This is a genomic window from Candidatus Saccharimonadales bacterium (assembly GCA_035945435.1).
GTDB lineage: Bacteria > Patescibacteriota > Saccharimonadia > Saccharimonadales > DASZAF01 > DASZAF01.
Genome location: DASZAF010000029.1, coordinates 1 through 8,576, shown reverse-complemented (window position 1 = coordinate 8,576; position 8,576 = coordinate 1). Strand labels below are relative to the sequence as shown.

Sequence of the window (8,576 nt, the reverse complement as noted above, 5' to 3'; positions counted from 1 at the left end):
GGAGAGAAGGAACGACACCACTTTGCCTACTAGAGAACTCGAGCGACCGGCTGAACTTATCGGGGCGGGATTGCTTTCTACGATGCAAGCGTTAGGCCATCTAGTCGGAGCGGTGGTCATTATCGATACGGATCTCGACTCATTTCGCCCCCTAGGCGTGATACCCGATCTAGTAGCACTCGCCTGCGGCTTTATCGGTGGGGATGAGGACCTGACCACGTGGTGTGCTCCCCAAAGGCAGCGGCATGCCCGGATTCTCTTTGACGGCTCAGCCAGACCTAGGGACTATGATTACTGATTGTCTCGGCCTTGTTCAATAGGGTAAGCTAGGTCCAATGGCTAAGACTGAGTTTTATTTTTACGACCTGGAAACAACGGGCCTTGACCCGAAAGTCGATCGGATCGTCCAGTTTGCCGGTATCCGGACGGATGAGAACTTTGAACAGATTGGCGATGAATTTGAATGCTATGTCAGACTGAGCGAAGAAGTTATACCATCACCTTGGGCAGTTACGACCAACGGTACCACTCCGCAGAAGACGGTTGAAGAAGGATACACTGAGGCCGAGTTTTTGCGCGTTGTCATGCCTGAGATCTGCCGGCCGAATACCGTCATCCTCGGTTTTAATACGATCGGCTTTGATGACCAGTTCATGCGCTATACACTCTACCGCAACTTCTATGATCCATACGCGTGGCAGTACGAGGACGGTAGGAGCCGGTGGGATCTGATGGATGTCGTCAGGATGGTCAGGGCGCTAAGACCGGATGGGATTAACTGGCCGACTCGCGACGATGGTACTGAGAGTAATCGACTTGAGCATCTGACTACCGCTAACAGCATCCCACACGAGGATGCTCATGATGCCCTTGGGGATGTCAGGGTGACCATCGCTGTCGCTAAGCTCCTGAAGACACACCAGCCGAAAATGTTCGACTATCTTTTTACTCATCGGACCAAAGATGAGGTGAGCAAACTCGTCAATCTACGAAAGCCCCAGCCGCTTGTCTATACGTCACTCGCTGGAACGACGGTCATTCTACCACTCTCAGCGGACACCTCTTCAGATAGCGCCGGGGTCCTGGCCTATAACTTGAAGGTCGACCCGAATACGCTTGTCGATCTCGATGACACTACCTTTGAAGAGCAGGTTTTTCACTTGTCTAGAACCCCACCCCGACCGTCGGCTACGGTTCGCTTTAAACTCAATGCCTGCCCCGCTCTCGCCCCGGTCGGCGTTCTGGATGCCGAGGCAGAGAAGAGAATCGGTTTAAGCATTCCCCAGATAGAAGAACGCCTGGCCTCGCTCCGAGATAGCAAAGGGCTTATCGAAAGAATCGTCAGCTTTCATCGAGAAAAACCGACCTATACTACGAGTGATGTCGACGGACAGCTCTACGATCATCTTATCGATAATAGTCAGCAGCCTCTGATGAGAAAAGTACGTGAGGCTGATGCGCAGGGGATCTCTAAACTCGATCTCTCGTTTACCGACGCAAGGTTAAAGGAACTTCTGCCTCGGTATAAAGCACGGAACTATCCCAAGAGCCTTGACGAGCAAGAGAGATCCCAGTGGGAACGCTACAGAGCGGAACGAATCGCCGCTTCCCTTCCCAGGTTTTCAAAAGATCTAGCCGCAGCAATCAGTAAAGCTGGTCACGATGAAGAAAAGATTTTTCTACTCCAAGAGCTGCAACTCTGGGTCGAGAGTATTATGCCTGTTGCTGACTGAGCCGGCGCTTGGCCCGGTTGGAGGTCTGACTGGTTGAGGCAATCTTAACGTTCTTGACGTTAACATTTGACTTACTACTTTTGCTTCTCACTGCTTTAGTCGTCTTTGCTCTTTTGGCAGCAGTGTTGACCCACCCGATAGCCATAGTTAGAGTGGCTGCGATACCAAATCCAGCAGCTGCGAACATGGTATATGGGTTAAGGGTATAACGGGTATCTGGAATAGCTCCTAAAACAAGTAGGGGCACGAGCGCGTTTGACAGGGCGGTAAAGGCATACGGGATTGCCCACACCGCCACACCAGCCGCGATGAAGAGCTTTACAAGACTCGTCTGCTTCATGGCATGAACACCTCCGCCTGATTTCTATTGTTTTCTATTATAAACTTAATAGCGCTTACGTCAAGTATATTTCATAACATAAGCGGTATCTATCCTATCACGTGTTGCATTTACGTCAAAGTGATGGTAGTTTGTGCAATATGAGCTTAGCCGCACGAGCTGCCATAGACCCGCAGTTGATCCATTCGTAGTTGCTAAACCTAAGTTCTTGACAGTGCTGTGCCGACTGTCAAACCGTATAGTAGATATGTCTGAACAACATAACTGGCCAAGTGACAACTCTCAGGTGGCCGATAGACCACCGATATTACAGGCGCGAGGACTACCGTCGGCCTTATGGATCGAGATTATGACTTGTCGTGGGGAGGCGGGTGCTCAAGATGGCCAGCGGGTCAGTGTTATCGGCCCAGAATGGGAAGGTGCTCTGATAGACGACCATCCGTATGTTGAGCCAGGAGGAATGTTGGCGATTGCCCGAAGTGGTATCGTCAGGCGTATAGGATGGGCCAGCCCGAAGGAGCATCCGGATGCTCGTCGATCGTTCTCTGTCACGGTCGCTCCAACACCCCCAACCGCAACCCAGAGAATCTCAGTCAGCGGTCAAGGTGGTAGTACTGGGTATGTTTTTACACTGTCTGATAGGGGAGAGGCCGGAGAGGCACTGATGTCACGTCAGGTTCGTGATTGCGCTCTGAGCTGCCTGATCGATCAACTTCGCCGTCGTCACGGGGCGGTTGCCGACGGTGACGTATTTAATGACTTCCTCCAACAGAGACCATGTACCGAAATTAGGGGTGATGAGGCGCGGACGATGCTGGATATGCTCGATGAGGTTATGAGGGGGTCGCCGTTGGGTGATCCGCGCATACATCGTGACGTCAAGGATCGACATAAAGGGACAGATACACGGTGGGTACAGAGCACCGAGGATGCACCGTACAGGCTTGAGATTGAGAGAATCGGGTTTAGATTCAACGAATCGGGCAGTCGCATGGTGGCGGATGTTTACTTTAGAGATAACCCGTTTGGCGAGGGAGAGCTAATCTGTGCCGTTATTAGTGCGCCGTGCAGCCAGGATACTAACCCGGACAATCAGGCTGTTGTCGCCGCATTTTACGAGTCCATACCTTTCAGTGACCTCGTGAAAGTCCAGTGGAGGCCAGTTGCCTTAAGGCCAGACGAGCGTTTCCAAATCACATCTGCCATCAGCAGTCAGATACGACCCGCAAACCTAAGTGTCATGCGACCATACGCCTGAGAGCAACTTTAACTCTCGATTAATACGCCAAAATACTGTAGAATACTTGGCGTTATGTCGGACTCCATTGACGTGAGGGGTGCCCGTGAGCACAACCTCAAGAATGTTAACGTGACTATCCCGAGGGAGAAGCTGGTAGTTATTACTGGCCTCTCAGGCTCGGGGAAGTCGTCGCTTGCCTTTGATACGATCTATGCCGAAGGCCAGCGACGCTACGTCGAAAGCTTGAGTAGTTATGCCAGGCAGTTTTTGGGTCTGATGGAGAAACCCGATGTCGATCAGATAGACGGCCTCTCCCCAGCTATAAGCATTGACCAGAAGTCGACCAGCCGTAATCCTCGTTCGACCGTCGCTACCGTTACCGAGCTTTATGATTATCTACGTCTGTTCTTTGCCAGAATCGGCGTGCCCCACTGTCCTATCTGCGGCAAACCGGTCCACCACCTGACTATTCAGCAGATTGTCGAGAAAGTGCGAGATCTGCCTGATGGTGCTCGCCTCATGATTCTCGCCCCATTAGTTATCGACAAAAAGGGAGAGTTTGCTCATATCCCGGCTCAGTACCGACAGGGCGGCTTTGCCCGCGTCCGTGTCGATGGGGTTGTCTATGCGCTTGATGAGTTTCCGGTTCTCGATAAGCAGAAAAAGCATTCGATTGAACTGGTCGTCGATAGGGTGACGAACGAAGAGAACAACCAAAACCGTATCAGCCAGTCCATAGAACAGGCACTTGATCTCGGCGATGAGGTGGTGCAAGTCGTCGATGTTGATAATGAGATCACCCATCTTTTCAGCCAGCGCTACGCCTGCGTCGATCATCCAAGTGTCGCGATTCCAGAGCTGCAGCCGCGACTCTTTAGCTTTAACTCACCACACGGTGCCTGCCCTGTCTGTACCGGCCTCGGCACTCGATTAGAAGTCGACCCCGATACGGTTCTCAACATGCAGCTGACGATCGCTGAAGGTGCTGTCAGACCATGGGCCCGTGTCCGTGTTGATACGTGGTATATGAGGCAAGTGGCGGCCATGGCCGAGGCTCATGGTTTCTCCATCCATACTCTGCCTGTCGGCCAGATGAGCGAAGAGCAGCGTAAACTAATTCTCTATGGTACCGGTTCGCGGCGCTACAGGGTAGCTCTCGGCAGCGGTCGAACATTCGAAACCACTTTTGAAGGCGTCATACCCAACTTGGAGCGGCGCTATCGCGAGACAGAGAGTGATTTTATCCGCCGTGATATTGAAAAGTTCATGCGTGAACGCAAATGTACTACCTGTCACGGGGCAAGACTCAAGCCAGAGGCGCTCGCGGTTACTGTACACGATCTGACCATAGTTGATATCTCAAACCTTAGCGTCGTTGATGCCAGGGAACTATTCACTAAAAATCTCAAACTAAGTGAAAAAGAACTATTCATCGCCAAGCAGATTCTTCGTGAGATCACTGCCAGACTCGACTTTCTCAACGATGTCGGACTCAGTTATCTCGAGCTGGGCCGCAGTGCCAGTACGCTGAGTGGTGGAGAGGCTCAGAGAATCCGCCTGGCCACTCAGATTGGCTCAGGCCTGATGGGTGTTCTCTATGTCCTTGATGAGCCATCCATTGGTCTGCATCAGCATGATAATGATCGCTTAATTGCTACCCTTAAGCATCTGCGTGATCTTGGCAATACCGTCATCGTCGTTGAGCATGACGAAGAAACGATCCGCTCAGCAGATCACCTACTTGATATCGGTCCAGGCGCTGGCATACACGGTGGTAAGGTTGTGGCTGAAGGAACACCAGATGAAGTTGCCAAAGACCCCAATAGTATCACGGGTAGATACCTGAGTGGCAAAGAGACTATTCCTGTTCCTAAGAGTCGCAGAAAAGGGAATGGGCGTGAGCTGATCGTGAAAGGCGCTCGCGAGCATAACCTAAAGAATATTAACGTCAACATACCGCTCGGGAAGCTGGTCGTCGTTACCGGTGTCTCCGGCTCTGGTAAGTCGACGCTTGTTAACGATATCCTGGCCAAAGAGCTAGCTCATCGTCTGCATCACGCCAACACCGTTTCTGGTGCTCATGATGCGATTGAGGGAATTGATAATCTCGATAAGGTGATTGTTATTGACCAGTCTCCAATTGGGCGAACACCACGGTCAAACCCGGCCACGTACACAGGCGTCTTCACACCTATCCGTGAACTGTTTGCCAGTACTCCTGAAGCCAGTGTCCGAGGCTACAAAGCCGGTCGTTTCAGCTTCAACGTCAAAGGTGGACGATGTGAAAACTGTCAGGGAGATGGTGTCATAAAGATTGAGATGCATTTCTTGCCTGATGTATATGTGCAGTGTGAGGAGTGCAAGGGGAAGCGTTATAACAGAGAAGCCCTTGATATTCATTATAAGGAAAAGACGATTTCAGACGTTCTTGAAATGACCGTTGAACAGGCTGTCGAGTTTTTTGCTAATATCCCAAGCATTTCCCGGAAGCTAGAGACCCTCAACGAAGTGGGTCTTGGGTACATAAAGCTTGGTCAGCCCGCAACAACCCTAAGTGGCGGTGAGGCTCAGCGTATCAAGCTGGCATCAGAGCTTAGCCGTCGAGCAACTGGCCGTACTCTCTACATACTCGACGAGCCAACAACTGGTCTACACAGTGATGACGTTAAGAAACTTCTTCATGTTCTTAACGCTCTCGTTGATACCGGTAACAGTATGATAATCATCGAGCATAACCTCGATGTGATCAAGTCCGGGGATCACTTGATTGATATGGGACCTGCTGGTGGAGAAGATGGCGGTGAAGTCGTTGTCGAAGGTACGCCCGAGCAAGTCACAACGAATAAATTATCTTTTACTGGTAAATATCTCACACCATTACTCAAGAATTAAGAAAATTCTTGCACGTGGTTTATTTTGATGGCCAGATAATGTATAATTCGGCAAGAAATGTCAATACATACGTACAATATGTGTTGGAGCGTTAGGGTTTTGGTTGGTAGGTTCTATCGACATGTTAGTACAAATCATTGCCTCGAGAGTTAGTCTAGACGAAGATATCGAATATTTTCGACAAATCAAAGATGTTATTCTTTCGCTGAATAACGAGATTCCATTTGATTGGCTTGAAGCTGAGTATGACCGATTAAAGTCTGGTGAAGAACATACTCGTGAGATATCAGGAATAAACCGCGAAAGCATGGAGGCTTTGTCGCAGGCTGAGCTGATAGTTGTAGAAGGCACCTCAAGAAGCTTCTCGACTGGCTATCAGGTAGCTGTGGCAATACAGATGAAAAAGCCAGTTCTCATTCTTACGCGTGGGGATGCTTCGAAGGGGACATTTGGTGCTGCTCTTAGTTCTGAACTTGTGACGCTTGCATCCTACGGGACTAAAGATGACCTAAAGAGACTCATAAGCGAATTTGTCCAAGAGAACACTTTTGAAAATAAAGATATGCGCTTCAACTTCTTCATAGATCGAAAGATATACAACTACTTACGATGGGCCTCATACAAAACGGGTAAGACAAAAGCTGCAGTGTTGCGCGACCTTGTAGAGAGAGAAATAGACAGTAAGGAGCAAATTTGATAGCCCCCGATAGAACAGTGGAAGTTATCAAAAAAGAGGAACTCGTTAAACTCGTGGAGGTTCTCTCTGCATTAGATATACCCTTTTATATTCACGCTGGTTTTGCACTGCACCTGTATGGTATGAAGGGCGAGACTGACGATTGCGACGTAAGGGTCAGATGTGAGGATCTAAAACAGATTGATGAGTATGTGCAGGCGCATTATGGATGCAGAACAAACATGTGCCAAGTCCGTAAATTTGAGAGAGGTTACTACGTTAATAATTGTCTCCAAGTCTGGTTTGGAGACACACGTTTTGATATCTGTGGCAAAATGATTACTTTGTGTGACGATATAGGTGAAGTAGAATTCCCGTTCAGTGATGAGGTCTTTCAAGAAGCAACAACGCGAGAATACTTCGGTGTCCATCTACCAGTTTGTTCGCTGGAGAATCTGTTACTCTACTACTTAGTTCACAGAAGGGCACAAGATGGCTCAAAAGACGATGCTGAAAAAATACGCAGTATCTTGAAGTCAGACAGTCTTAGTTTTGAGAAACTCACGGCTTTAATCCAGACACTGCAATGTCGAGAGCATCTTGAAAATCTCCTCGGACAATATACCTCAACTCAAGCAAATGTAGATCTCAAAACAGTGCCATATCTAAAGCAAGTGCATTCACAGTATGCGAATGCTTAACTTTGTTTTCGTCCAGGGATAACTTTTATTGTTCGTAACTTCTCAAATAGTAGCCTGCGTCCTGTTGCGTCCCTGGAGAAGTGAATTATTGCAGGAATCCAAGAGCTAATAATAACGATTGCTACTATGGGTAATACATAGTGGTCAATGCTGCCTTTGAAACGTGCCCCCAGAAAGTAGCCAAGAGTTGTAATTAAAGCGACCCAAAAAACACCTCCGAGGACATTGAAGAACATAAAACGCCGATACGTCATGCCCCCGATTCCGGCTATAAGAGGGGCAAATGTCCTAACGGTCGGGATAAAACGCGATAAGAAGATTGTTTTACCTCCGTGTCTCTTATAGAATTTCTTTGCTCTGGTAATATTCTCTTTGTGCAAGAAAACTGAATCTTCGCGCGCGAAGACTTTTGGTCCAAACTTACGCCCCAAATAATAGCCCAGATTGCTGCCCAGAATCGCGGCGAGCATCATCAGGACATAGAAGAGATATATGTTGATATGCAAATAATGTTGGCTGAGCAGGAAACCTGCGGCAAAGAGCAGTGTATCACCTGGGAGGATGAGGCCGACGAAGAATCCAGACTCCGCAAAGAGAATGGCAAGTATGGCAATAATGCCGACCGTAGAAGAGGCCCCTTCGATGAGGCTGATAGTGTTAGGTAGTAGGCTCACTGTTCATCGATTATAACAATAGGCTGCCTTCGTGGCTATTTTGTTATATAATCAAAGAAGTAATTTGCCAGTGTAAGGAGAATAAATGAACCAGTCAATTGGGCTCAGTCTCGAGGAGAGAGCTGAACTAGGCAGCCGAGCTGTCCGCCAACTGCGGAAGCGTGGTTACATACCGACTGTTGTCTACGGCCATAACAGAGAATCGAAAGCGATGATGGCTCCATATCTTGAAGTTGCCAAGGTCTATCGTGAAGCAGGTAAACACCACCCTATAGAGCTAAAAGTCGGCAGCAAGACCGAACTTGCGATGATAAAGGATG

9 protein-coding genes are annotated in these 8,576 nt (G+C 49.0%); 7 read left to right on the top strand and 2 right to left on the bottom strand.

From position 1 onward, the window contains the following. Both VGS28_04310 and sbcB read left to right on the top strand, forming a co-directional pair. A partial coding sequence (locus tag VGS28_04310) for a hypothetical protein (protein HEV2412994.1) occupies positions 1-298 on the top strand: 298 nt, incomplete at its 5' end. A gap of 37 nt (positions 299-335) precedes the next feature. Next, a complete protein-coding gene (gene sbcB / locus VGS28_04305; protein ID HEV2412993.1) occupies positions 336-1,733 on the top strand; it encodes an exodeoxyribonuclease I in 1,398 nt (465 codons plus the stop codon). Here the strand turns inward: sbcB and VGS28_04300 are convergent. Continuing rightward, positions 1,714-2,073, bottom strand: a complete 360-nt coding sequence (locus VGS28_04300; protein ID HEV2412992.1) for a hypothetical protein — start codon at positions 2,071-2,073, stop codon at positions 1,714-1,716. The genes sbcB and VGS28_04300 overlap by 20 nt on opposite strands. Before the next feature lie 247 nt (positions 2,074-2,320). On the opposite strand from VGS28_04300, the gene VGS28_04295 reads away from it, so the two are divergent. The 4 genes from VGS28_04295 (at position 2,321) to VGS28_04280 (ending at position 7,582) form a co-directional block, all read left to right on the top strand. Next, positions 2,321-3,331 carry a hypothetical protein gene (locus VGS28_04295; protein HEV2412991.1) on the top strand — a complete coding sequence of 337 codons (1,011 nt, stop codon included), beginning with the start codon at positions 2,321-2,323 and terminating at the stop codon, positions 3,329-3,331. 54 nt (positions 3,332-3,385) lie between these two features. Beyond that, entirely contained in the window at positions 3,386-6,205 is a 2,820-nt protein-coding gene (gene uvrA, locus VGS28_04290) for an excinuclease ABC subunit UvrA (GenBank protein ID HEV2412990.1), read from the top strand. A gap of 121 nt (positions 6,206-6,326) precedes the next feature. Next, on the top strand, positions 6,327-6,902 hold the full coding sequence (locus tag VGS28_04285; protein HEV2412989.1) for a hypothetical protein: 576 nt from the start codon (positions 6,327-6,329) through the stop codon (positions 6,900-6,902). 122 nt (positions 6,903-7,024) lie between these two features. Next, positions 7,025-7,582: a hypothetical protein gene (locus VGS28_04280; GenBank protein HEV2412988.1), complete on the top strand. Its 558-nt coding sequence runs from the start codon at positions 7,025-7,027 to the stop codon at positions 7,580-7,582. On the opposite strand, the gene VGS28_04275 is transcribed toward VGS28_04280, so the two are convergent. Further along, on the bottom strand, positions 7,579-8,256 hold the full coding sequence (locus tag VGS28_04275) for a VTT domain-containing protein (protein ID HEV2412987.1): 678 nt from the start codon (positions 8,254-8,256) through the stop codon (positions 7,579-7,581). The genes VGS28_04280 and VGS28_04275 overlap by 4 nt on opposite strands. Positions 8,257-8,341: 85 nt before the next feature. Between VGS28_04275 and VGS28_04270 the strand changes: the two genes are divergently transcribed. Beyond that, a partial coding sequence (locus VGS28_04270; GenBank protein HEV2412986.1) for a hypothetical protein occupies positions 8,342-8,576 on the top strand: 235 nt, incomplete at its 3' end.